At 39.5% G+C, this 24,391-nt stretch carries 21 protein-coding genes and 1 riboswitch; of the genes, 10 read left to right on the top strand and 11 right to left on the bottom strand.

What is annotated here, in order from left to right; all coding sequences use genetic code 11:
* Nucleotides 1–22: 22 nt before the first annotated feature.
* From MOO45_RS00390 to MOO45_RS00415, 6 genes are all read right to left on the bottom strand, one after another.
* Complete coding sequence (locus MOO45_RS00390) at nt 23–682, bottom strand: ABC transporter permease (protein WP_249514461.1); 660 nt, start codon at nt 680–682, stop codon at nt 23–25.
* Nucleotides 683–1,618 carry an osmoprotectant ABC transporter substrate-binding protein gene (locus MOO45_RS00395; RefSeq protein ID WP_249514462.1) on the bottom strand — a complete coding sequence of 312 codons (936 nt, stop codon included), beginning with the start codon at nt 1,616–1,618 and terminating at the stop codon, nt 683–685.
* Nucleotides 1,619–1,631: 13 nt separating this feature from the next.
* Nucleotides 1,632–2,264 (bottom strand): ABC transporter permease, encoded by a 633-nt coding sequence (locus tag MOO45_RS00400; protein ID WP_249514463.1) that lies wholly within the window; start codon nt 2,262–2,264, stop codon nt 1,632–1,634.
* A complete protein-coding gene (locus MOO45_RS00405) occupies nt 2,257–3,459 on the bottom strand; it encodes a betaine/proline/choline family ABC transporter ATP-binding protein (protein ID WP_317619035.1) in 1,203 nt (400 codons plus the stop codon). The genes MOO45_RS00400 and MOO45_RS00405 overlap by 8 nt, the downstream gene beginning before the upstream one ends.
* Nucleotides 3,460–3,559: 100 nt before the next feature.
* The gene (locus MOO45_RS00410; protein WP_249514464.1) at nt 3,560–4,297 is read right to left on the bottom strand and encodes a DUF475 domain-containing protein; all 738 of its coding nucleotides are present in this window, start codon (nt 4,295–4,297) and stop codon (nt 3,560–3,562) included.
* Nucleotides 4,298–4,360: 63 nt separating this feature from the next.
* Nucleotides 4,361–4,801: a MerR family transcriptional regulator gene (locus MOO45_RS00415; RefSeq protein WP_249514465.1), complete on the bottom strand. Its 441-nt coding sequence runs from the start codon at nt 4,799–4,801 to the stop codon at nt 4,361–4,363.
* 277 nt (nt 4,802–5,078) lie between these two features.
* Between MOO45_RS00415 and MOO45_RS00420 the strand changes: the two genes are divergently transcribed.
* From MOO45_RS00420 to MOO45_RS00440, 5 genes are all read left to right on the top strand, one after another.
* Entirely contained in the window at nt 5,079–6,515 is a 1,437-nt protein-coding gene (locus MOO45_RS00420; protein WP_249515109.1) for an MDR family MFS transporter, read from the top strand.
* 2 nt (nt 6,516–6,517) lie between these two features.
* A complete protein-coding gene (locus tag MOO45_RS00425) occupies nt 6,518–7,255 on the top strand; it encodes a DUF4811 domain-containing protein (RefSeq protein WP_249514466.1) in 738 nt (245 codons plus the stop codon).
* Between the two features lie 163 nt (nt 7,256–7,418).
* Nucleotides 7,419–7,515: riboswitch (TPP riboswitch) on the top strand.
* Between the two features lie 45 nt (nt 7,516–7,560).
* Complete coding sequence (gene thiT / locus MOO45_RS00430; RefSeq protein WP_249514467.1) at nt 7,561–8,133, top strand: energy-coupled thiamine transporter ThiT; 573 nt, start codon at nt 7,561–7,563, stop codon at nt 8,131–8,133.
* A 72-nt stretch (nt 8,134–8,205) separates the two neighbouring features.
* Nucleotides 8,206–9,219, top strand: a complete 1,014-nt coding sequence (locus tag MOO45_RS00435; protein ID WP_249514468.1) for a lipoate--protein ligase — start codon at nt 8,206–8,208, stop codon at nt 9,217–9,219.
* A gap of 28 nt (nt 9,220–9,247) precedes the next feature.
* Entirely contained in the window at nt 9,248–10,261 is a 1,014-nt protein-coding gene (locus tag MOO45_RS00440; protein ID WP_317619036.1) for a lipoate--protein ligase, read from the top strand.
* A 66-nt stretch (nt 10,262–10,327) separates the two neighbouring features.
* Here the strand turns inward: MOO45_RS00440 and MOO45_RS00445 are convergent, their stop codons facing one another.
* A complete protein-coding gene (locus MOO45_RS00445) occupies nt 10,328–10,792 on the bottom strand; it encodes a GNAT family N-acetyltransferase (RefSeq protein ID WP_249514469.1) in 465 nt (154 codons plus the stop codon).
* A 135-nt stretch (nt 10,793–10,927) separates the two neighbouring features.
* Complete coding sequence (locus tag MOO45_RS00450; RefSeq protein WP_249514470.1) at nt 10,928–12,016, bottom strand: DUF871 domain-containing protein; 1,089 nt, start codon at nt 12,014–12,016, stop codon at nt 10,928–10,930.
* Nucleotides 12,017–12,232: 216 nt separating this feature from the next.
* Between MOO45_RS00450 and MOO45_RS00455 the strand changes: the two genes are divergently transcribed.
* Complete coding sequence (locus MOO45_RS00455) at nt 12,233–12,541, top strand: PTS sugar transporter subunit IIB (protein ID WP_249514471.1); 309 nt, start codon at nt 12,233–12,235, stop codon at nt 12,539–12,541.
* Nucleotides 12,542–12,555: 14 nt separating this feature from the next.
* Nucleotides 12,556–12,876 carry a PTS lactose/cellobiose transporter subunit IIA gene (locus MOO45_RS00460; protein ID WP_249514472.1) on the top strand — a complete coding sequence of 107 codons (321 nt, stop codon included), beginning with the start codon at nt 12,556–12,558 and terminating at the stop codon, nt 12,874–12,876.
* A 62-nt stretch (nt 12,877–12,938) separates the two neighbouring features.
* On the opposite strand, the gene MOO45_RS00465 is transcribed toward MOO45_RS00460, so the two are convergent.
* Nucleotides 12,939–14,510 carry an Nramp family divalent metal transporter gene (locus tag MOO45_RS00465; RefSeq protein ID WP_249514473.1) on the bottom strand — a complete coding sequence of 524 codons (1,572 nt, stop codon included), beginning with the start codon at nt 14,508–14,510 and terminating at the stop codon, nt 12,939–12,941.
* A 235-nt stretch (nt 14,511–14,745) separates the two neighbouring features.
* On the opposite strand from MOO45_RS00465, the gene MOO45_RS00470 reads away from it, so the two are divergent.
* Together MOO45_RS00470 and MOO45_RS00475 are read left to right on the top strand one after the other, a co-directional pair.
* Nucleotides 14,746–16,059 carry an MFS transporter gene (locus MOO45_RS00470; RefSeq protein WP_249515111.1) on the top strand — a complete coding sequence of 438 codons (1,314 nt, stop codon included), beginning with the start codon at nt 14,746–14,748 and terminating at the stop codon, nt 16,057–16,059.
* 371 nt (nt 16,060–16,430) lie between these two features.
* The gene (locus tag MOO45_RS00475; protein WP_249514474.1) at nt 16,431–18,734 is read left to right on the top strand and encodes a hypothetical protein; all 2,304 of its coding nucleotides are present in this window, start codon (nt 16,431–16,433) and stop codon (nt 18,732–18,734) included.
* A gap of 146 nt (nt 18,735–18,880) precedes the next feature.
* On the opposite strand, the gene MOO45_RS00480 is transcribed toward MOO45_RS00475, so the two are convergent.
* Nucleotides 18,881–19,711: an aldo/keto reductase gene (locus tag MOO45_RS00480; protein WP_396022418.1), complete on the bottom strand. Its 831-nt coding sequence runs from the start codon at nt 19,709–19,711 to the stop codon at nt 18,881–18,883.
* A 76-nt stretch (nt 19,712–19,787) separates the two neighbouring features.
* Between MOO45_RS00480 and MOO45_RS00485 the strand changes: the two genes are divergently transcribed.
* Complete coding sequence (locus MOO45_RS00485; RefSeq protein ID WP_249514476.1) at nt 19,788–20,258, top strand: hypothetical protein; 471 nt, start codon at nt 19,788–19,790, stop codon at nt 20,256–20,258.
* Between the two features lie 62 nt (nt 20,259–20,320).
* Here MOO45_RS00485 and MOO45_RS00490 read toward each other — a convergent pair whose 3' ends face one another.
* Nucleotides 20,321–24,331 carry a pectate lyase-like adhesive domain-containing protein gene (locus MOO45_RS00490; RefSeq protein ID WP_249514477.1) on the bottom strand — a complete coding sequence of 1,337 codons (4,011 nt, stop codon included), beginning with the start codon at nt 24,329–24,331 and terminating at the stop codon, nt 20,321–20,323.
* Nucleotides 24,332–24,391 lie beyond the last annotated feature (60 nt).

A 24,391-nucleotide genomic window follows, 5' to 3' on the forward strand; every position in this document is an offset into this window, starting at 1 on the left:
AATCAACCCCTGAAGTTTTCATTTAATCATCTAAGCCCGCCGGTTTGAGCCATTTTTCTAATAAATTCAATAATGAATCCGAAATGATGGACATCAAGGCTGTTGGTAATGCGCCGGCCAAAATTAAAGCACCGCCATTGGTGGCATTGGTGCCGCGGATAATAATATCACCTAAACCACCAGCGCCAACGAAGGCTCCGATAGCCGTAATTCCGATTGCTAAAACTAATGCGTTCCGAATGCCTGCCATGATAATGGATAATGACAGGGGCAGACGAACCATGTATAAAATTTGAAAATTCGTCATCCCCATGCCCTTACCAGAATCAATAATATTTTCGTCAACATTGCGCATACCCGTATAAGTGTTTTTGATAATCGGCAGCAGCGAGTATAAGAAGACAGTCACAATCACGGTATTAACACCTAGCCCCATCACAATCATGATGATGGATAAAAGCGCTAGTGAGGGAATCGTTTGAATGACGTTGGCAATACTGATGACAAAATTGCCTAATTTATGATTGCGAGCGATGAAAATCCCGATCGGAATCCCAACAATGGCCGCGAATAAGACGCCATAGATCGAAATCAGAAAGTGGCGCATAAATTGCTGGAGGATGTACATCCCGTTGTGACTGTAATAATAAAGCAATTGTTGCCAAATATTTAAATGAGACATCTACTTATCACCTCGGAAATAATGATTTTCCTGTAAAAATTTTTGCGCGACAACTTGAGGTTCCAGTAACTGATCATCAACTTGATAATTTAATTTGCGCATGGTGTGGACATCAATTTTGTTATCCAAACGATGTAAGATAGGTTTTAACTGTGGATCTTTTTTTAATAAAGAATTATTAACTAACATGGAACATTTGTATGGTGGGAAGAATTTTTTATCATCTTGTAATTGTTTAAGATGGTAGCTATCCACGCGTCCGTCAGTCGAATATCCCAAAACCACGTCCATTTTCTTGGAAGCTAACGCGGAGTAGACTAAACCAATCTGCATGGGATAAGCTTTCACAAATTCAAATCCATAATATTTAGTGAAATCTTTGTAGCCATCACCTTTGCGATTGAGCCAGTTGGCGTCTACTCCGATTGTGGAGCTGTCGGCGATCTTGTTGAGATCAGAAACTTTTTGGAGATGGTCTTTTTGAGCCGTTTGTTGCGTCACCATGAAGGCAAATTTGTTTTCAAAACCATAGGTCGGAAATAAAGTTTGGTTATAACGCTTTTTGACAGTTTTGGCCACCGTTTTAGTCGCTTTATCAGCATTTTTGGTTGGCGGCAAGTTCAAAGTAGTGGTCAATTCGGTACCGCTGTAAGATACTGCTTGAATATCGGCATCTCCTCTGATTAAGGCTTGATGCATTAGCGGAGCCGAACCTAAATTGTTGACGATTGATGTTTGGTAATTAGTTTCATGATCAATTAATTCACTAATAATGTTAGCGATAATCTGTGATTCGGTAGTGTTCAATGAGGCGATCCGTACGGTGTTGCCACTACCTTGCGCTGACGATAATCCCGGTAAGCTGCAACCACTAGTAGTCAGTGTGGTTAAGAGTAAGGTCAGAGCTAAAAAACCGCGTAATAATTTTTTCTTCATACGACTTCCTCCCTTATTTAGTCTTGCTGGAAATTGGCGTCAGTTTGGCTTCCAATTTTCCTAATAGATAATCAGTCAAAATAGCAAGAATAATGACAGGAATTGTCCCGCCGAAAATCAAATCCGGCTGGAATAAGTTTAAGCCGTTGAAAATAAAATCGCCTAAACCACCGGCACCAATATAAGAGGCTAAAGTTGACCAAGCAATGACGTAAATGGCAGATAACCGAATACCAGACATAATGACAGGCATCGCTAGGGGCACTTCAACTTTGATGATGGACTGCCAATTAGTCATGCCGATCCCCTTAGCGGAATCGATGATATCAGGATTCACGCCTTTCATCCCAATATAAGTATTGCGCAAAATTGGCATTAAACTGTAAATAAAGAGCGCAATAATGGCCGGCAGCTGGCCGATCCCAAAGACAGGAATCATGAGCGCTAATAAAGCTAATGCAGGAATTGTCTGTAACATACTGGCAATATTCATTACCACATTAGCAGTTTTGGGAAATCGTGATAAGACAACGCCTAACGGCACCGCCACGATAATCCCCAAGCCTAAAGCAATTAAGGAAATATAGATTTGTTCCCACGTTTTAACTAAGAGCTCTGAACCGTGCTGGGCTAAAAAACTACTCATTTTCGCTGTCAGCTCCCTTATTGCTGGAATTAGTTTTGGTTTCAGCAAGCGGATCGTTATCGCCCCAAATGGTGTTGTAAACTAAGTTAACTAAGGCCGAACGAGTGACGATTCCCACTAAAATATGATTATCGTCAACAACTGGCACGTAACTGACACCCCGCTTGAGAATTCGATCAACGGTATCACGCAAATAAGCATCAGGTTTCACCGTGTAAAGTTGCTTTTCTAGAATGTCACTGACGCCAGATGCTTTATGATATTTTTGTTCCAAACGATCCACACTAATCATGCCCTTGAGATGATCGGTATCATCAGTGACTAATAGGGTATCGACGTGGCGTTCTTTCATTAATACCAAGGCTTCCTTTAACGAAGCGCCTAAATTAATTTTGACAGGAGTTTTCAGCATGACTTCTTGGACTTGCACGGTATCATGCTTAGCTTCAGCCAGCCGTTCTTCACCAATTAAGTTTTCAACAAATTCGTTCGCAGGTTTCTGCAAAATATTCGTGGGTGTATCATTTTGAACGACTTGACCATCATGCATGATGACGATATGCGTGGCTAACTTCAAAGCTTCGTCCATATCGTGGGTTACGAAGACAAAAGTTTTGCCAGTGTCTTGTTGTAATTTTTGGACTAAATCTTGTAAATTTTCACGGGTAATCGGATCTAAAGCACCAAACGGTTCGTCCATCAAGATTAAGTCTTGATCCGCCGCCAAAGCCCGCACGACGCCGATTCTTTGTTGTTGACCGCCAGATAGTTCAGATGGATAACGGTCTAAATAAGATTCCGGCAATTCAGCTAATTGAATCAATTCTTTAGCACGTTGCTCTAGCTTTTCTTTGGGCCATTTGAGCAATTTGGGTACCAAAATAATGTTATCTTTAATTGTCATATGGGGCATTAAGCCGTTGTTTTGAATTACGTAACCGATTTTGCGCCGCAGGTCCACAGCATTAAAACTATTCACATCTTCACCGTTAATTAACACTTGACCAGAAGTGATGCTATTCATGCGGTTAATCATGCGCATTAAGGTGGTTTTACCAGAGCCGGAGGTTCCGATAAAACAACAAAATTCACCTTTTTCAATTTTGATGTTAGCATTGCTAACAGCGGGCGTTTTACCTTTATAAATTTTTGTAACGTTTTTAAACTCGACCATTGGTGTATTATTATCTGCCATGCAGAAAAATACTCCTTTCTGAGATTCTAACTAAGAGTCCAAAGTTGGAAGACCTTAATTACTATAATAACGAAGCTTTCCGTTTAAATCAAAAAACAGCCTAATTTTTCGGCTGCTTCTTGCGAATAATATGAACAATAAAGGTGGCAATAAAGGCAATCGCCATCACGATCGTGAACACAGTGTTGGGAATTTCAATATCAATTGCAGGAATGGTCAAAAATAATTTCACTGCGATAAATAAAATGAGGACATAGGCCATCGGCTCTAATTCGGGAATTTTGTTCATCAGACTCATGATCACTTCGGCTACCCCGCGCATTGCAATGATGCCGATGACACTACCAATCAGAATGATGACGGGATTATTAGACACCGCAATTAAGGTGAGGACAGAGTCTAAAGAAAACATGATATCCGTAAATTCAATTGAGATGATGACTTGCCATAACGGTGATAAACCTTTAATTTTAAACATTTTCACTTTTTTGTGTTGACCAGACATTTTTTCCCAGAAAAAGTGAATTGCCATGTACACTAAATACAAAGCACCAAGAATCTTGATCCACCAAAGATCAATCAAATAAGTGCCGATGCCAATGACTAAAAAGCGGAAAATAAACGCGCCCCAGATACCATAAAAGAGGGCATCTGCTTGTTCTTTTTTGGTCTTTAAAGTGTGAGCTTGGGCCGCTAAAACGATTGAATTATCCACGGATAATAGACATTCCATAATAATCAATGAAATGATCAACAACCAATCGTTGGGTGAAGAAATCACCTTTTCCCAATTTTGTAGATCGAAAAAGGGCTTATATAAATTGATAATGAAATTCACGCAGTACTCCTTCTGCTCCAAAATAAATACTATTTAATAGTAAAAAGTGACATTCAGTCCGTTTTAAGGCTCTTGCACCGTAAAATGAATTTTTCCTTGCTGCTCAATGCCGTACACATGGCGTTTTTCATCTTCCGCTAGGGGGCCAAAATCAAAGATCACTTGATCATTGTCAACGGTAATATTTTGCATACTATCTAATAACATTGTTTGTAACGAACGGGCCAAAGAAATTTTGTCTTGAGCCTTTTTGACTGCAGCATGTAGGGTGAATCCGTCGTCAAGAAATTTTTTAATCATGCGCGCATGGATAATTTGCTTATACGGTAATTTAACAGCACCATTTTCGGCTTTCACCGTTTTTAGGTAACCATTTTTGATCCAATAACGAACTTGAGTATCCGTAATTTGACAGGCACGAGCCGTATCGCGAATACTCAAATAGAGATTATCTGGTCGAATAATATCATGAAGCCACTGCATGTAATTGTTGATTTGAGTCATTTTTCACCTAGTAGTATCACACAAATTTTTGCTTACTGTATAAAATAGGAAAATTAAACTAGCCTCATTATATGATGCTGACGAGAAAATGTAAAATTGTTAATTTGTTAACATTAATATTGAATAGTTGACAAGATTATAAAGATAGTCTATATTATACCGTATTGTTTTTTTATCAAAATTATTCATTGTAACTATTGAAAATTAGTTAATCAAGAATATGAAAGAAGGATTTTACTTGGCAAAAAGCGATACAGATAATAAATTTAGCAAAATCATGCTGATTATTGTCTTATTAGTTGGAACATTTTGTACAGTTTTAAATCAGACTTTATTGTCGACGGCATTACCAAAATTAATGTCCACTTTTAATGTTTCTACAGCAACAGTTCAGTGGTTGACCACTGGATTTTTGATGGTGAATGGGATTATGATTCCTTTGTCAGCTTACCTAGCGACAACCATTAATACGAAGTGGCTCTACGTTTCAGCAATGGTTATCTTTTTAATTGGAACCATTGTGGCTTTTCTAGCTCCAAGTTTTGGTGTCTTATTAGCAGCACGTTTGATTCAAGCGGTGGGTGTCGGAATTACGATGCCGTTGTTGCAGACCATTATGTTATCACTGTTTCCTGCCGAATCACGGGGGGCAGCTTTAGGCTTAGTTGGAATCGTCGTAGGATTTGCGCCAGCAATTGGACCGACTTTATCAGGTTGGATTGTTGATAATATGTCTTGGCGTGATTTGTTTGGTTTATTGATTCCAATTGTGTTGATTGTGGTTATTTTGGCGTTAATTTTTATGAAGCCTGTCATTGAAACACATAAACAAAAATTAGATTGGGTATCTTTAGTCTTTTCAACAGTTGGTTTCGGTGCGTTATTGTACGGCTTCTCTGACGCTGGTAATGACGGTTGGGATTCTGCCGGGGTAATTGCTAGCTTAGTTGTAGGTGTCATTGTGGTGATTTTGTTTGTTTGGCGTCAATTAGTTATCGACAAACCATTCTTGGAATTACGTGTCTTTAAGACGCGTGACTTTACGATTGCCGCAATTTTATCTTCAATTGTAACGATTGCTATGTTAGGTGTTTCGACCGTTTTACCTTTATATTTACAAATTGTGCACGGGATGAGCGCCTTAAAATCAGGTTTAATCTTGTTGCCAGCTGCGTTAGTCATGGCCTTTATGAGTCCAATTACCGGTCGAACCTTTGATGCTGTCGGTGGCAAACGCTTGGCTGTCACAGGTTTAGTTATTTTGACTTTGTCAACATTACCATTTCTGTGGTTGACAGTTGATACACCAACAAGTTATATCGTGATTTTGCAGGTTGTGCGGACCTTTGGAATTTCAATGGTTTTGATGCCGGTGACGACGTCTGGAATGAACGCTTTACCAGATCACTTGATTGCAGATGGCACGGCTGCTAATAATACAGCTCGGCAGATTGCTTCGTCCATTGGTTCAGCTATTATGATGACATTGTTGACGAATGTCACAACGAATCATCAGCCCGCTAAGCATTTATTGCATGCGGCACCTTTCCAATATAAACATGATTATCTCAATGCTACTTTATCTGGTTACCATGCATCCTTTATGTTTTCCTTAGTTTTTGCGGTAATTGGGGTAGCTTTAGCTTTCTTCTTAAAAGATAAATCACGTTCTGACGATGTGGATTTAGAGCAAATGCAAAAGGACGGTGAGTAAGTATGATTTTAGTAATTTTAATTCTCGGCGCACTTGCCACCTTTATTAGTTTTGTTTATTTGCGCAAACCAATTATTCGCGCTACTGCGACGATTTTGTCGTTATTGATTCTCGGGTTATCCTTACTCTTTTTAGTTTTGAATGATTATAATCATTACGGCATGCATCAAGTTAGTGAAAGTAAAACAACGCGGATTTATCCTGCTAAGTCGGCTAATGGCATGAACTTGATGTTGTACAAAACGGTTGGCAGCAACGGTAAAGAAACAGTGCAAGTTTATAAAACTGATCCTAATCAGAAAAAGCCTGTGCATTCGCAAGTTAATGAAGAAACGATTTCCAATAATCATATTAAAGCTACAACGAAGAAGCATGGTTCGTTGAAAGCAACGACTACACGTTGGCGCTTTGATTCGAATGCGGCCAAGATTTGGTTTGGTGTTTCCGGCATGGATGGTAAGCTCGTTAAACGGGTGAATACGTTCTATGTGCCAAATAATTGGTTGCACTTGTCCATGAGTCAAGTTAAGCAATTATCCAAAAAAATGAAGCAAATGAAGACGCCTGCTGGGCAAGCGCAAGTTAAGGCGCAAGCTCAAGATTATGTGAAACAAAAATTAGCTGCGGATATGAAAAAAGATCCAAGTTTAGCTACTAATAAGGTTAAATTAACAGCTTTGACAAAGCAGTATGGTCAAGAATTTCAATTACAATTAATTAAAAAAGCAGTTGCAAAATAATTAATGGAATAAAATAAAAGACTTGTAAACTTTTGGATGAAAGTTTGCAGGTCTTTTTTGATGCTTAAAATTGTAGTTTAATTAAAAATTGGTTCAGACGGATTATCCCAAAAGACTTGTATAAAGGACTCTTTTAAATTACACTGAAACTAATTAAATAATTGTCATCGCAAAGGGGAGCTATTAGCTGAGAGTGATTGAGTTCAGACCCTTGGAACCTGTTTGTTAGTGCAAGCGTAGGGATTGTGATGAGTGCAGATAAAGCACTCTCTTTGCGTGGCAGAAAGCAAAGGAGTGCTTTTTTGATGAAGAAAAATAGTTTGCAGTCGATTACTGAAGGTGCAATCATTGTTGCTTTAGCGATGGTTTTGTCCTATATTCCGCATAGTGTGGGGATTTCATCCATTGAAGTTTTGTATGGAGTGGTGCCGCTATTTTTATATTCATGGCGCCGTGGTTTCAAAGCTGGCGTTATTGCGGGTATTGCATGGGGTTTATTGGATTTGATTTTGCGGGGACTCAGCAGCGGTTCGGTGTTAAACGCGTGGCAGGGAATTTTGGAATATCCGGTAGCGTTTGGTTTGTTGGGTTTGGCCGGTATTTGGTCCAAAGCGATCAAAACGAAACTGGACGAGCATTTGTCGATTGGCAGTTTGGTGATCATTAGTAGTTTGGTCGCTTTATTTGGCAAATATTTGATTCATTTTTTTGCAGGGGTATTGGTCTGGGGTTCCTACGCGCCCAAGGCGTTTAATCCGTGGACTTGGTCATTATTGGTGAATGGCGGCAGTGCGATTGTCACCTTGGTTTTTGTCATAATTATTATGCTACTTTTGAAACGCGTACTACCCAAAATTATTAATTGGCGCTTAAAATGATGGTGGTTAAATTCACCATTTTTTATTATAATATTTTTGGAAACGTTTCAAAATAGAAAGGTGGCTTTTAATGTGTACTATGTTGTAATGCAATCGCATGATATCCGTGATAATTTGGCGACAGAACAGTATCTAATGAATAATAAAAACTTTGATGAACCGCTGGTTCTCTTTTATATTGAAGGACCGTGCATTATTGTCGGACGCAATCAAAATACGTTGGAAGAATTAAATAATGATTATGTGCGCGAACATCAAATTACTGTGACGCGACGATTATCCGGGGGTGGTGCCGTCTATCAAGATTTGGGTAATCTTTGTTTTAGCTTTGTGGTGGATGCCCAAGATGAAGAGTTTGGCAATTTCAAAAAGATCACCCAACCGATTGTAGATGCATTACATCGTTTAGGAGCTACGGGCGCTGAGGTTTCAGGGCGCAATGATATTTTGATTGATGGTAAGAAGTTTTCGGGCAATGCAATGTACACCAAGAATGGCAAGACATTCTCGCATGGTACTTTGTCTTATAATGTGGATTTAGATGTTTTGACTAAAGCCTTGCATGTGCAAAAAGATAAAATTGCGTCGAAGGGGATTAAATCAATTCGCAGTCGCGTCACGAATATTCGACCTTATTTGGATCAACAATATCAGCAATTAACGACCGAACAGTTTCGGGACGTTTTGTTGTTGAGTTTATTTCAAGCTAATGATTTATCCCAGATTAAAGATCATGAATACCACATCACTGCTGAAGATCAAAAAGCGATTGAGCAGTTAAAACAAGATATTTATTACAATTGGGATTGGGTTTATGGTAAATCGCCCGAATTCACGGTGAAAAATCGCAAACATTTTGATATGGGAACGATTGACGCCCGCTTTTTAATTGAACATGGCAAAATTGCTCAAGCCAAATTTTATGGTGATTTCTTTGGGACGCAAAATGTTGGAGAATTAGAGCAGCAATTACAAGGTACGATTTATGATTACGATCACTTAGCACAAAAACTGCAGGCTATGGATTTGAATCAGTATTTTACAGGTGTACGGGCAGAGGATTTGATTGAATTGGTGACACCATAGAAAAAAATGTTGAAAGGGAGTGGGTTGTTTGTATTATTTTTGTATGCCTGAACGTGATATTCGGATTAATTTGGCGACAGAACAGTATTTAATGAACAACAAAGATTTTGATGAGCCGCTGGTTTTGTTTTATATTCAAAAACCTTGCATCATCGTCGGACGTAATCAGAATACTTTGGAAGAGCTGAATTTGGATTATGTCAAGAAACATCAGATTACTGTGACGCGACGCGTTTCTGGTGGCGGTGCCGTTTATGATGATTTAGGTAATGTGTCGTTTAGTTTTGTGATCAACGCCCAAGATGAGCGCTTTGGCGATTTTAAGAAAATGACGCAGCCGATTGTGGAAGCACTACACCGAATGGGGGCCACAGGGGCGGCAGTTTCAGGGCGCAATGATATTTTAATTGACGGTAAAAAGTTCTCGGGCAACGCGATGTATACCAAAAATGGTAAAACTTTTTCTCATGGAACTTTGACCTATGATGTGAATTTGGACGTTTTGAGCCAAGCTTTAAAAGTTGCGCCAGATAAAATTGCGTCGAAAGGGATTAAATCAATTCGCAGTCGGGTGACCAATCTTAAACCATATTTAGCGCCGCAATATCAAAATTTAACGATTGATGAATTTCGTGATGCGCTGCTGTTGAGTCTATTTGAAGCTCAGGATTTGGCAGAGATCAAAGATAAGGAATATCACCTGACCCCAGATGATCAACAAGGCATTGCACAACTGAATCAGGAGTTGTATTCGAATTGGGATTGGGTGTATGGTCGTTCGCCAGAATTTACGGTCAAAAAGCGGCAGCATTTTGATATGGGAACAATTGATGCGCGCCTGTCCATCGAACATGGCAAAATTGCCCAAATTAAATTTTATGGTGATTTCTTCGGTACCAAAGATGTTGAAAGGCTGGAACGGCAGTTGCAAGGGACCATTTATGATGCTGAACATTTGACGCAAAAGTTGCAAGATATTGACTTAGATCAATATTTTACTGGGATCAAAGTCTCAGATTTGAGCCAATTGATTGCACCGTGAACGTCAGTAAAAAAAATGCCAACCGGATTGATTGTCGATATTCTATCGGCGTCAATCTTTTATTTTTTAGTTATTTCCTTTTTCAACATGACCATATCTTTTAGGTAGAGATACCATTCGATAAAATCTTTTTTTGATAATGCGCAAAAAAAAAATTTTTATTTTATCAAATCTAAATCCATTTCTTAAATAAAAAAGGATATTTTGAATATCTGCATCTCCAGTACCAACAACAAATTCAGTCGTTTCTTTAATCGCAAAATTTTCTATAAATGAAATCATTTTACGACCTATTCCTAATTTTTGGTATTCCGGTAGTACGGCAATATTTTTCAGCTCTAAAGTGTGTTGATTTAGCTTCATAACTAACGCAATCGCGACCACTCTAGACTCTATTTCTGCGGCAAACAATTGTCCATTATTTATATATTTATTAACCTCAAGACTATCTTCATCTCCCAGTAAAAGTAAGTCTCTGAAATTTTCTCTGTTTGTTTCCCGTACTTCGTAGAAATTAATTTTTTTGTTCATTTATTTTGTTCCTACTTTTGTAGTGATGTTGATTTTCGCGGTATTGACGTAGTCGATTAATTTGGCCATAAAAAATGCACCTCCAAAATTGGCTTCATTTTGAGGTGCACTTCACAGGCGATTGGTCTTTTTAGGTTAATGATTTAATTTGAATTTTGTCCAAGGTTTAATAAAATCTAACAAGAATAATTCTTCGGGTTTGATGCGACCAACTTTATTTTTACGTTGATCTTGATGCGGCTCTAGCACAATTTGTAATTCATTCTTATAGATACCAAAATCGTCATTACCAATTAAGACATCACCACGTTGGAAAGTTTCGTGGTTGTCATGCGGTTGATTGGCCACAGCTTTGTAAGTCACGCGCGGCATCGTAGACCGTACGACCAAGCGATTCACGTCACCGCGGCGGAAATGTTGCGGTTTAAAGAGAATGTCTTGTTCTACCTCGTTGAGTTGGTCATTTAAATCTAAGGTAAACTCTAATTGATATCGATTGGTGTTTGCCAAATCTGCTAGTTCGGCTTCACTGGCGTAAGCATTGCCGATAATGACGTCATCAATTAAATTAGAAGCAAATAAATGTTTAGCTTGAACTGCAATTGGTAACCGCCGGTCTTCTTCAAGCGTCGGCAAGCCGTCATTGACATTCCATGGACCTTGATTGCCTACTTGGCTAGCCACGAACGCGGCAGTATGAATGCCTGCTTGCTTGAAGCGCTGACTGCATTTTACGAAAAAGTCATACGGTAAGCCGGTCCCAACTTGCGGATAAAAATTATGACAGCCGTAAATGAAAGGTTCATTGGCTTGATAACTCAAAATATTGTTTAAATAATCGACATTGTTACTCATGTTTAATTCCACGATTAAGCCATCCGGATTATATGACAGCATCGCTTCGGTGGCTCCGTCAAATGCTTGATCTAAACGGATCCCAGCTGCATGTAATTCATGGAAAAATGATAAATCGTTATAAGAAATATGCAGATCATCAAAAATTTTGGGTGCGACATCAATGATGGTTTGATAACCTAGATCGTTACCAACATCAATAATTTTTCGAAACTTGGCTTTGGTTTGTTCAGGTGAACCAGAGACTTCCAGCATACTCATAAAAATCCGCGAGTAGCCGTATTTGTGACCTAATTCCAAATATTTGCGATCAGCTTCGAAATTACTATGATCGGGATAAATTGAGAGGCCTAATTGCCTTTTAGTCATGTAAAAACTCCTTTTCTGTGGATAAAAATTGAGATTGACGCTAGCTTTAGTTTAGCCTAATGCCAAACTTTTGCAACCGCTTAAAAGTAAATAAATTAGAATGCTCCTGTCAAATTAAAAAGTTATTCATTCAATGTAAAAAATAGCGCATCCGACGAGAATTAGTGGTTTAATATAGTTATGTGATTTTTGAATAAAATTTTAAGGAGTTCAATTATGAGTGAAAAAACCATTATGTTGGTGTGTGCCGCAGGCATGTCGACCAGTTTATTAGTCAGCAAAATGCAAAAAGCCGCCGAAGAAAAGGGCATTGAGGCCAAAATTTTTGCGACAGCAGCAGCAGATGCGGATGCCAAAATTGAAACGGAGCAACCTGATGTTTTAATGTTAGGACCGCAAGTTAGTTATATGTTGGATGATTTTAAAGGCCGGGTGAACATTCCGGTAGAAGTCATCAATATGCAAGACTACGGTATGATGAACGGTCCCAAAGTATTAGACGAAGCGTTGAGCTTAATTCAATAGTAAAGGATAAATTGATGGACGAAGAAGAAAATTTACAAACAGTCATGGGACTGATTATGAATGGTGGCAATGCCAAGGGTGCAGCTGTGGAAGCCATTAAAGCTGCTAAAACTGGCGATTTTGAGCAAGCTGCTGCCAAATTGAAGCAGTCTGATGAATTTTTGAGTGAAGCACACAATGCCCAAACCGGTATGTTGACGCAAGAAGCTAGTGGTGAACATACACCTGTCACTTTGTTGATGGTGCATGGGCAAGACCATATTATGAATGCGATCACTTTTCGGGATATGGCAGGAGAAATTGTTGACTTGTATAAGCAATTAGCCGAAAAGTAATTAAGCTTAAGTATTAAAAAAGGAATGACCTTTGTAGTCATTCCTTTTTGTGTGGCAAAATTTTATTCTTCAGGATTGTTCAACTGAGCTTCTTCATAACGTTTATTACCTTTGTAAAGCTCAATGATTGTCCAGAATAATAAGGCTAGCACTAAGATAATCAAAACCCAAGCAATAATGTTAGCTTGCGTGGTTTGCGCCGCCGTGATGTTAGATCCGTAAAAGGCGGCAATAGAATCTGGCAAGCCTTTTAAGTTCAAGAAAGTCAAACCAATTACTGAGATCCAACCGAGGATTTTGACCCACCAAGAGTTCTTGAAACGTTCGCCCATTTCAACTTTGCTGTCGGTAAACATCAATAATGGCAGCATAGAGAATGGTAAAGCGAAAGCTAGGAAAACTTGAGAATTGTTCATTAAATCGTTCAAAGCAGCATGCTGTTGAATTTTGTTTTGACCGCTAGTCATTAATACACAAACCAAAACCGGGATGACAGAGATAACACGCGTAACCAAGCGCCGTAACCATAGCGGCATCTTCATATGCACGAAACCTTCCATGATAACCTGACCAGTTAAAGTCCCGGTAATCGTGGAGTTTTGACCAGAAGCTAATAAAGCGACAGCGAATAACGTTGACAAAACGCCTGTCTTGGCAACGGAAATTAAAATACCGTTACTCAATTTAGAAGTATCGGATAAAGCTTGATATAAACCGAAGAATGAAGGATCTTTCACAGCGCCTGTCTTAAAGACTGCAACACCAGTGATGAGTAACAATGCATTCACAAAGAAAGCAAATGTTAACTGAATGTTGGAGTCCCAAGCAGAGAACTTAACTGCGTTAGCAACTTCATCTTGACTATCGTGATTGATTTTCCGCGTTTGGGAAACTGACGAATGCAAGTATAAGTTATGCGGCATAACCGTGGCCCCGATAATCCCCAAAGCTCCTTGTAATGGACTCATCCCATTAACCACAGGGTGACTGGAGAAAGCTTGCGCTGTTGGGACTAACCCCTTTAAGACACCGCCCCAGTCAGGATCAGATAAAGCCACTTGATAAACGAAAATTACCAAGATAACCAAGATTAAAGCGACCACAATTGCTTCAATCTTCCGGAAACCAATTTTGGTTAACAATAACAAGACTAAAACATCAAGGACGGTAATAAAGACCGCGATGACTAAAGGAATGTTGAACAAGAGATACAATGCAATAGCGGCTCCGATAACTTCAGCAATATCGGTAGCCATGATCGCCAACTCGGTAAGAATCCATAAAATGACACCTAAAGATTTACTCGTCCGCGCTCGAATCGCCTGTGCCAAGTCCATTTGTGTCACAATGCCAAGTTTAGCTGCCATGTATTGGAGCAACATGGCAATTAAACTTGAAATTAAGATAATGGACATTAATAAGTACTGGAAGTTCTGTCCACCAGTAATTGATGTTGACCAATTGCCCGGATCCATATAACCAACGGCTACTAACGCGCCAGGTCCTGAATAAGCAAATAATGTGCGCCAGAAGCCTTTACCTTTGGGAACTTCAACCGTACTGTTGATTTCCTCCAAAGAAGGACCATTGGCATACTCAATTAAATGGTGTTTTTTCTTTGTATTTTCAACCACTATAATTCCTCCTAAGTGTTTTCCAAAAGACAATAATACTCCTACTTTTGCCAAAATTAAACCTTAAATTAGGCTGACTTAAAAAACTTATTGTTTGCTATTTTCTGCAAGTCACTGAATAATAGGCGTAAAAGATGGATGGGAGTAACTGGAGGTCAACAAATTGTCAAAACAATTATCCAAAAAAAGGCTGCGTTGGGCATTTGTAATTACTTTGTTAGCGGGAACATTTACGATGTCGATTAGTCAATCAGCACTCTCCACGGCGTATCCCACTTTGATGCGTTATTTTGGATTGCCAATGTCGTCCATTCAATGGCTGACAACAGGGTTCATGTTAGTGATGACAGTGATGATTCCGGTCAGTCCGTGGCTATTGGCTAATATTTCGTTCAAATCATTATTCTTAAGTCTGTTGGCGATTTTTGACGTAGGGACTTTGCTCATTATTGTAGCGCCCAACTTTGCTCTAATGATGTTCGGGCGCGTACTGGAAGCTATCGCGGTCGGCGTGTTGTTTCCGTCCTATCAAACAGTGCTGCTCAAAATCACTGCCGATAAAGAACGGGGTACAATGATGGGCTTGGCTGGCCTAGTGATGGGGTCAGCGCTCGCTGTGGGACCAATTATTTCCGGCATTGTCTTGCGTTTTTTCAGTTGGCAGGGAGTGTTCATTCTCTTCTTATTAATCATTACAGTGGTATTGTTGGTGGCAATGCGCACGATTACCAGTCCGCTATCCTTGACGCCGATCAAATTAGATTGGCTTTCAGCTCTATCATCGGTTAGTTTCATTGGTTTGTTGTACGTCTTAACGCAATGGGGGAAAACATTGGTATTCACACCGTTTTTAGGACAACTGTTAGCTGTCAGCTGCTTGGGCTTAGGAGTCTTTATTTGGCGGCAATTAACGGTTCAACAGCCGATGTTACAATTACGGGTGATGCAAACTTTCAATTTCGATTTAGCCATTTTATTAACGGGAATTTCGTATATTTCCCTCATTGTGGTCACGATTATCTTCCCATTGTATTATCAAAATATCTTGCATTTATCGGCTTTTTGGTCCGGCTTAGCGCTTGTGCCGGGGGCAGTGGTCTTGAGTGTCTTGAATCCGTTAACGGGCAAATTGGCAGATCACTTCGGTTTTAAAACGATTTTGTTCGTGGGTATGTTGATGATTAGCGGTGGTTGGTTATTGTTATGGTTATTGCATCATCAACTTAATTTATGGTGGCTCTTGTTGTTGGCGGCATTGATCGAAGGTGGCAACGCATTTGTAATGATGCCCGCGGTGACAATGGGGGCCAATGTATTGCCCGGGAAATATTTAGCCCACGGAACGGCGGTCATCACGACTTTTCGTCAAACTTTGGGCTCGTTTGGCGTCACTTTAGCTACTTTGTTGTTGGCTTTGCCTGCACGTGGTTCAACTTCTAGTTTTCGGAAACAAAATCAGTTTCATCTAGTTTTTCTAGTATTTTTGGGTATTTCCTTGCTCGGATTATTAGCCGCGGTGGTAATTCGAGATAAAAAAAGAACTAATTGATCGAAGCTTTAAAAAAATATAAATATTTTTTGAGGCTTTTTTTAGTGCAAAAAATTATTGATTTTAGTTAAAATATATTTATGTGAAAACTTTGTTAAATATATCATTCTAAAAATCCCAAGTGAGCTAAAAATAATTTGCATTATTTAATCAGATTGCTAGACAACCATTTGCAAACGTCGCATCAGTCGATTAAACTGAAATTAATTTTACAAGTGTCAATACCAACAAAAACAGGAGCAGTATGTTAAAATGTTTTGTCATTTATCACGATTAGCTAGAACTAATAGGAACCATAAGAAAATCCTAGGGGGGGGGGTTCACTCCTATTAATTTTGGCTAGTTTATTTTTTTTAGTTTCGATACATAATGTGCAAGCCAAGAAAACAACTTCTTTGACCATCACTCCAACACTCATTGACGATGGTTTTAATACACCTGAATATACTCAACAGGAGCAAGCTGTTCCCACGGGTTTTACTGATATAGTTGCTAAATTACAACTAGCAAATGGGTTTTCTTGTGGTGTCAAAATGAATGAAAAGCAAACACTGGATACTAATAATGAATATTATTATGATAATTTATTTCGTTTGCTTCATACGCAAACAAGTGGTCAAGAATTTGATCTGGAATTAAACTATGATTTGTTAGCTGTAGATGATAATTTAAGTAATCATTCTTCAATGCTAGAGGGTAAACATTATGTTGGGGAGTCTTCGTTGCATGATGCCACTCATGATGCCGCTATGGGAAAATATTATGTAATTAAAGATAAAGTTGGTCAAATTAAGGCTATTAAATGGGTGAATTATTCGACGACGAATAATTATACTGGTGGTAATATTCCGAATAACGCGTTTGTTGTGGAAAAATTAATTACACCATCAAAAAGTTCAACTTCAGGGGTTGATGTTCAATTATTTGTTAAGAATATTTCAAAAGCAACTTATGGTTATGGTGTAGATTTCGATACAGATGATCATTACTACGGTGTGGATAGCTCATCTGCAGCCAAGGCATTGGGTGATAACCAAGGTTTTACCACATTATTAGGTGATAACAATAACTTGAATCTGACCGTTAGAACTAAAGTTTCTGATGGACCCAATCGCTATTTTGCAGGACATTTAGGCAAGATAAACGATTTGTTTCAGGGTTCGACTTTTAGTAATTGTGTTGGTCAGGAAGCGGAAAATTATTCTGTAGGTACTGTTTTAGATTCAGGTAATGTAATGAAAAGTTTTTACTTGTTATGGCCATGGAAGAGTATTGCCCCACAGGAAACGCAGCATTATAATACTGAAATTGAGTTGGAGACGGCTGGACAAGCCAAACCTGTCTTGACTCAAAATTACAGTAATTCCCGTTCTTCACGTTTTAATTATCAGGGAGATAAGCTTAATCTGCAGGTTAAGCTGGTTAATAATAATGATAGTCGAGGCAGTTTAACACCCACAACCTTTTATGTGAATTTACCACAAGGTTTATCTGTGACGAAGGCAGATCTGGAGCAAATATATAGTGAGGGAACAGTTGCAGAATCTGCTGAATATGACGCTAATACTGGACAAGTAAAAATCATTTCAAATGGATCATATTTATCTAATCCTAATGACTCAATTTCAATCAATATTCCAGTGACAGTTAGCAATGATGCACCGATGGGTGATGCTACAATCAAAACTAATTTTTCAGGTGAAAATAAAGATGCCACTGGTGCTCATCAGACAGTTACAGCTGATTCCGCCGACTTGAAAGTACCAATTACGCCATCATATGATGCCAAACTCACTTCTGAGGTTAAAAATACGAGATATTCAAGTGTTTATGCCAGTTCGGCGCAATATGTGCCGGGCGATACTTTGACGTATCATGCGCAGTATCAGTTGAATAGTGACAATGAATATGCTTTAAAGGCGCCCGTAACTTTTGGCAACAGTAATTCGGGATTGGATTTTTCAGATAGCGCGCCAAGTGTAACGGTCAACGGTGATAGTTCGGTGGCGTCGGCGTCAGTCGATCCTGTGACCGGCAGGATTACAGTAACTAAGACCAGTGGTAACTTCAGTCCGGGTGATTTGCTTGATTTGACGTATAATGTCAAAGCTAAAGCAGATCCCGTAGCCGGTGAACCGGGCGCTAACCACGAAAGTACGATCACCGCACCATATAATACGGTGAGTGTCAGTGGGACGCGCAGTGATGGACAGGCGATTCCGAGCGCGTCTAGTGGTACAACGTTGCAACGTAAGGATTTAGATTATTTTGTGCGTGTGCCTGAGGTGATTGATTTTGGGCACAATCCATGCGTCTTTGACAGTCCGTTTTATAGTACGACTAGTGGTCGGTTGAAGTTCAGTCATTATTCGGCTTCGGGCAGTGGTCAATATTATATTCAAATGAAGTATAATCAGGATTTGCGCACCAGTGCGTATGCTTACTTGCGGCCGGATTCGGGGAACGCGCTGATTGAATATCGACCTAACGATTATGGTTCATATCAATCAATTGATGGCATCGCCGGTAATTTGTCGACGAGTGGTTTCACCACGCAAGGTATTAGTGATTTGACGAGTTATGTGTCGGATAAGCATTTTCGCTTGAATTCCAATGATAAACCGCTAGGCAATTACAGCGGCACGATGACGTGGACGTATAGTAATTCGCTTTAAGATTATTGATGTAATAATAATCTAAAACTATCTACAAAAAAGAACCTTTCAAGAAGTCTTGAGGGGTTCTTTTTTCGGTGCCATACAACTATAATTCATTTTTACGAGCTCAATAGAATATATTTTCTACTTCGCTTGCTGATTCCCTAAAATTCTTCGTATTCAGCCGGATCTTGATTCTGCAGGCGACCATCTGCACGATCCAAGTTGGTAATAGTTTGCATTTGCGCATCACTTAAGCTGAAATCAAAGACAGCGAGATTTTCTTGTTGGCGCTTGAGATGGGCTGCTTTTGGAATTGGTAACACGCCTAACTGCACTTCCCAACGTAAAATCACTTGCCCTACGCTGCGATGGACTTGTTGCGCGATGCCTTGTAAAATTGGATCTTGCAAGACAGAACTAGCGCGTCCCAGTGGACTCCAAGCCGAAGTAATAATGTCATTTTTAGCATCGTATTGACGTAATTCAGGCTGGGAGAAGTAAGGGTGTAATTCAATTTGATTGACGGCCGGTTTGACTCCTGTTTCCTGAACTAAGCGGTCAATATGTTCAGGCAAAAAGTTGGACACGCCGATCGTTTTAATTAATCCCATTTGTTGGGCGGTAATCAGTGCTTGCCAAGCTTCCACGTACAGATTTTCCTTGGGATTTGGCCAATGAATCAGATAAATGTCATAATAATCCAATCCCGCGCGGTACAGAGATTCTTGGATCGTATCCAGCGCTTCTTGATAGCGGTGATGTCGTCCCGGCAGCTTGGATGAAATAATAATTTGTGAACGTTCAACTTCACTGCGTTTGACACTTTGACCAACTGCGCCTTCATTTTCATAGTTGAATGCGGTATCGAGCAGGCGATAACCGGTGCTTAAAGCGCTTTGCAGCACATTAACCCCTTTTGCTCCATTTAAACTGTAAGTTCCGAACCCGATTTGTGGTAAAATTAATCCATCGTAGGTTGTTAGTGTAGGAATTTGCAAAGTAAAACCTCCTTTAAAATATTAACGCTACTTTCATTATATAAAATTTATATTAATTAGGGGTAATTTGATGGCTGATTGGATCTTTATTTTGATTGATTTGTTCTTTATAGTAGCTTTTTTATTCAACTTATTTTGGCAAGCACAGATTGTAGTGCCTGCTAAATACAAAATTTCGAGTTTAGTCTTAACCGTCTTTTTAGCAATCTGGATTTTATCGCTACCTAGTGACTCTTGGTGGTACGTGCTGATGGTTGCGGCCTTTTTGACGACGACTCTAATGCAAGGCACGGGTGGTTTAGGTAAAAAGCGGTTGATTACGAATAGTTTTTTTGCGGGCGTGTTGGGTTATCAAAAGGTAGAACATGTGACCCTAGTGCCGATTGAATTACCAGATACACCAGCGCAGGTCGTTGCAATTTTTACCACAATTAATCGGCAAAATATTCAAATGACTTTCAAAAAATCAATCACTGATTTTCAAAAAGATTTACAGGATGTTTTACCGAATAATATCAAAATTGATATTTCACGTTTATAAAAAAGCTATGAACTCCGAATTTATTAAGATTCGGAAATCATAGCTTTTTTTGTACATAAAATTTAATTCAAACTGTTCACTGCACTCCAAGTAATCGTACCATCATATTTGCCTTCAGGTAAACCATCATCTTTGAGATCTAAGAATAAGCCGTTAGGGTCGCTGGACGTAGGATGAGTATTAAGATTTTTACTACTCTTTTTGGCAAGGGCGCCTTGGAAAATTAAAGCAGGATTATTGAGATTGACTTGATCGGCGGCGTTAACCTGGTAATATAAGCGACTGGCAATCTTTGGATCACCCTGATATTGAGCATAAACGTTGATATCATTCATATCATAGTCAGCGTTATTCAATAATTGGACATACTGGTCTACTGCATCAGGATAGAGCAAACTCTTTTTATCATTAGGTCGTTTCGAAAAGTTCAATGCTTTGGGCACCTTCAATTGCAAATCGGGTTCGGTAATGAGATATTTAACTGCTGGGGTTGCGGCCAGTTGTTTGGTAGTACCATCTGGTAAAACGGCTGATAATACATCACTATCAGTTTGGAAATAATCTTGATTGGACAGACCTTTCACATCAACACTTTGCTGGATTTTAAAAGTGGTATCCGCCGGAATCTTGTCGTCAGGAAAGGCGAAATTTTTGCCCGATAAATCATAGAGATTATCGTCATTGGTGATTAAAGTGATTGTTTTGGACAACGTTTTGTCAGTGCTCATGGTATCAGGATTAGGATAACTGGCCGTGATTTTGATATTTGGATCGTTCAGTTGCCCACCGTCAGTAATAGCCCCCAGTTGCAACTGGACTTGACTCATATTATGGTGCCCCACGGGCGTAAATTTAGTGACCAGCGTCTGTGGACCAGCTCCAATTGTTGCAGCTTGCTGGGCAGAACTTTGAAAATTCTTGGTTCCGATGTATTTCGGATACGGCAAAACTTGATATTCATAAGTTAGATCTGGATTGCCCAATAATGGATAACGATTGCTGGGCGTGAGATCGTCTTGACCGGAAAAACTGATTTTATGGGTGGTGTCATCCGTATCCGTACTATTGGTAATATCGCTGATAGACCAGTCGGTGTGACTGTCACTTTGGTCGGAATTATGCTGCATTGCCAGTTTGGGACTAGTTAGTGTCTTATCTTGACCGGCGTCTTTGACGGTACCGTTGAGTGTGAGCTCTTGGGCGCTGGGATTACCATCAAAATAACTGATCGGAATTTTGACATCGTCACCAGTCAAATATTGGGTGACTTTTTTATCAGTTTTGAGCACCAGATTCACAATATCAATCGGCTGTTCAGGTGTTTGCTGAAAATTAGCGACCGCACTGACGGCTAATTTGTCTTTCGAAGAAAGGTCCCCGATGGGATTATCTTTGGGCAAATCATCTAAAACTTTCTGTAAATTAATATCGTACGTATAAGTCGGATATTTTTTATCAGTGTCATTCTGTGGCGTTATTTGAACTTCTTTTTTGTCGGGAGATAGATATTGGGGGGCAGATTCGACGACGTTGCCGTCACCACCTGTGGCTAGTAAACCGTTTTGTTGTTGATTGTCGCCTACACCTAAAACATCCGGGGTAACAGGGAGTTCTTTGGCGGTTGTTTTTTGAGTCCCATAGGCTTGCGAAGGATTAGTGGTACTACCCAAATCGTACGACTTGTCACCGCGTTTGAGAGTTAGCCGAATCATTGGTGGATCTGGATCAAAACTCGTATCGTCATCGTAGTGCGTCACGGTCCCCGTTAAGTGAATATCTTTATTTTTGTGGGGCACAATGGCAGTGGTTTGATTATCAATCACCGGACTATCCACCTTACCAAATTGCAGAGTATGGAATTCTTTACTATTCATAGCATTTAAACCAGTTGTTAATTCTTTGCGCGGTTCTTTTTTGGCATACATCGCAGCAGTGCCATCGGTGACTAAATTGTTAGGCGTACTCCAATAAGAAAACGGAATTTGCATTTTTTGAATAGGGATATTACTTAATTGCACATTCTTGCTATTGTCCGAACCGATAGAACCATTAGGTCCACTAACAGTGCTAGCATCACCATTAGCGCTGACGGTACTGTTATCAACGTTGATGTAACCACCGGGATTATTTTTGTCACCGCCTTCAATATAAACTAAGTTGGATTGCGGATTATTATTAGTGCCTAGATCAAAATCAACTTCTTTCGGGTTAGAAATATTAAACTGTAATCCCTTTGCCGCTTGGAGCAAATTCATGCCGTTGTTGATTTGTTTATCACCGGTGTTTCGTAAACGAAAAATTCCATCTTTTTTAACGTAAACGTTCATACCCCCACCGATGTACATTATATAACCATTGGAGGGCGTCCAAGTGCTGTTAGGTGAGCCGGTCCCAAAATCATGTAAGTTGTTGGCTTGGACATCAAAAGTCCCGTTATCAATGGTAGCGGTACTTTGATTACTGCTACTATTACCTAGATAAATTAGGGGGTTACTATTTAAAGTTGCCCCCGTTGTTGTTGTGGAGCCATCCGTCCCGGTACCACCATTACTGGTAGATAAACATGAAACATATTTGCCATAATCGTCCGTTGAAAAATCATAGTCGTCACCATAGGCTTGATAATTGACATTCTTATCACCCGTTGCTGTATTATTCGTCGCTGGAATATTTAAATTACCATTTTGATCCATCACATTATTTTCGGGGTGCACATAATCCATCGTGCTTTGATCATTACTTTGCACCCGGATAGTCGGCGAACCGGTGTTGTCTTTGTGATAGTTCAAATCAAACTGACCAGAAACGTATAATCCGCCAGCTAATTCTAAGTTATGGCGCAATTTGTTGGTGCCATTATAATATTGCCCTTTAGCTGGCGCATCGTTGGAAATAATATTTAATTCTGCATCACCATATAAATCCATCTTAGATTTGTCACCTAAAGAGGTGATCGCGTAGGGCATGCCTTTGGAATTACCAGCATTTTCGGCGGAACCATCCCCGTGTGGGAAGAGATAAACTTTGGCGCCATCCTCCAGTTTGATACTATTACTTTTATGGACATCATTGATTCCTGCGTTATTGAGGGCAATGCCAATTCCGTCATAGGTATAACCTGTAAAGACACTGTTTTGATCAAAAATAATTTTAGAGGCTTCAAAAATTTGTTGATCACCGTTGTCATCACATTGATATTCGATTCCTTTATATTTATAACGGTCGACTGAAGACATATCAACGCGATTTTTGATAATAATTTCTGTGTTGGCTGACCCACTACCAGAGTTATGGACTTGCGAGCCTAAATAGCTAAAATTATCATACGTGAGGCGAGTAAAGCCGCCGTTGGTTTCAATCGTGGCATCACCGGTACCATTGTCAGCTGCTTCGGCATTATCGGCGACGCCATTGTTTCCAGCGACAGGTCCCCAATAAGTGGTTCCATAAGTGTGCAGATTTTTAAAACTCCAATCTTCCTTGTATAAACCGCCGGGCGAAGACAAAGCAATACAATGAGAACTAAAATTAATCGTGTGACCTTGACCGTCAATAGTGAATTTAAAGTGGCGTGCATAATTATAGCTATACGTGGAACCATTGGCAAAGCCGAAACTGCCATCAATATTAGAAGTGTCGTAAAAGTCTAAGTCTTGCTTAATTACAACCTTGCTAATATGAGAAACACGATTGCCATAATCAGGATTTTGCAAATCATAAACAGCTTCTAAAAAAGCCAAAGGGGTACTGACATAAGCAGTGTAAGTATTTGTAGATTGAAGATTTTTACCATTTGAATCAATTAAATACTGAAAATCGGTTTTATTGCCGTTAGTTTGACCTTCCGTATTAACAGTAAAATAATTTTTACCATCGTTAGCATTCGCTTGAGCTTCACTATCTGTCCATTGAAAATCAGGATACATATATAATCCTGGATGACTATTACCATCTGTGGCAGCATCTCGTAACATAGGTGAAGGCTGCGTTAAAAAACTAAAATTAGCTGGGGCTTGTGGTGCATGCGCATTTGGATAAAGAATATTGTCTAAAGTTGGGTTATTAGTAGTCAATGTGGTGTTGGATGCTTGGGTAGTGTTAGTGCTTGATGTGCAAAGAAGATAAAATATACT

This window comes from Bombilactobacillus folatiphilus, assembly GCF_023380265.1.
GTDB lineage: Bacteria > Bacillota > Bacilli > Lactobacillales > Lactobacillaceae > Bombilactobacillus > Bombilactobacillus folatiphilus.